Below are 528 nucleotides of genomic sequence, written 5' to 3'. Positions count from 1 at the left end.
TTTCGCTGACGCAAGGCGATAAGGTTATCAAGGGTAGAAAGCAGAGACGCAATCTTGGTTTGTTCTTTTATTTCAGAAGGAAGTGTTGTAACTATTTTAAAGAAATCTGTTGTCGACACATTCAGTAATCCATGGTTTCGTGCACCTTCAGCACAGATAGCTGCAATTTCCGGTGTCCATTTTTGACTATCCCAATAATGTTCCAGAAAATCGGAATCTACATCGGAAAAACATTTTAGCGCAAAGCAAATATATAACGTTGATAAAGCACCTTTGCCAAAATAATTAAGCCGTTTTATTGAGCCAAAGTCAAAACCAACAGAATAACTTTTGTTATACGCAAACTCACCGCGAAGCAACAAGAAATAATTAGACATATCTTTGCTCGCAACGGTTTTATTAAAATAGGTACGTTGGTCGACTAAACCATCACGAGAGGAAATAGTCAAAGGAATATCGGATTCATTATTCCTATTTTTCCTTGTAACCCTTTCCGTATAATCACCCAACTTGCGCTGCTCCCAAACG

General features: G+C 38.1%; 1 protein-coding gene. It reads right to left on the bottom strand.

The features are described 5' to 3' along the window. The coding region (locus IEU85_RS08605; RefSeq protein WP_503826528.1) for a restriction endonuclease subunit S domain-containing protein at positions 1-528 on the bottom strand (528 nt) is incomplete at both ends.

Source organism: Galliscardovia ingluviei (genome assembly GCF_014635685.1).
GTDB lineage: Bacteria > Actinomycetota > Actinomycetes > Actinomycetales > Bifidobacteriaceae > Galliscardovia > Galliscardovia ingluviei.
Note: the sequence above shows the minus strand (reverse complement) of the source record. Positions and strands in the feature narration are given on the sequence as shown.